Origin of the sequence: Streptomyces alkaliphilus (genome assembly GCF_014141535.1) — a bacterium.
Classification (GTDB): Bacteria; Actinomycetota; Actinomycetes; order Streptomycetales; family Streptomycetaceae; genus Streptomyces; species Streptomyces alkaliphilus.
Genome location: NZ_VKHT01001644.1, coordinates 1 through 570, shown reverse-complemented (window position 1 = coordinate 570; position 570 = coordinate 1). Strand labels below are relative to the sequence as shown.

The following is a 570-nucleotide window of genomic DNA, read 5'->3' as shown; positions in this document are numbered from 1 at the left end:
CCTCGGGTCGGCTCCGGAAGCGGCCCCGGGCGATCGGAACGCTCCGGGCCCGGCCCGGGTCCACGGGGTCCTGCCCCCGCTCCCGGGTCGGCGCCCGCGCCCGGTCGGTGCGGCGGGCGGCCGGAACGGCACTCTACTCGCCGGTCCCGGGCCGGCTGGGGACCGGGTGGAGGGACGGCGTCCTTCCGGGGTCGCCCGGGACCGGCCCGGTGCGGGGGGCTCAGTCCTTCCGGTCGGCCGGGGTGGCGCCGTGCTCCTCCGCCAGTTCGTGGATCCGGCCGGCCAGGTCGGTGTCCCGGTGGGTGATGGCACCGCCCACGTCGTGGGTGTTGAGCTCGAATCCGATCGTCCCGTACAGGATGTCGATCCGGGCGTGGTGGTTGGCGGCGTCCTCGGCCGCCGCGACGGAGGAGTAGAAGCCGGGCAGGGCGTTGCGGCCGATGGTGTACTTCGCGCGCAGCGCGCTGCCCTCGGACCGCCAGCCGGGGAGCGAGGCAAGGGCCTGCGAGATCTCGGCGTCGGTCAGTGGGGTGGCGGACATCGTGCTCCTCGGTGCTCGTGGGGGTGGGT

1 protein-coding gene is annotated in these 570 nt (G+C 76.0%); it reads right to left on the bottom strand.

Annotation, left to right across the window (positions count from 1 at the left end; all coding sequences use genetic code 11):
* Positions 1-220: 220 nt before the first annotated feature.
* The gene (locus FNQ90_RS26120; protein WP_182608553.1) at positions 221-541 is read right to left on the bottom strand and encodes a 4a-hydroxytetrahydrobiopterin dehydratase; all 321 of its coding nucleotides are present in this window, start codon (positions 539-541) and stop codon (positions 221-223) included.
* Positions 542-570 lie beyond the last annotated feature (29 nt).

Excerpts from the sequence above, each read along its gene's own strand:
- FNQ90_RS26120 (WP_182608553.1), bottom strand. The coding sequence starts at position 541 with ATGTCCGCCACCCCACTGACCGACGCCGAGATCTCGCAGGCCCTTGCC.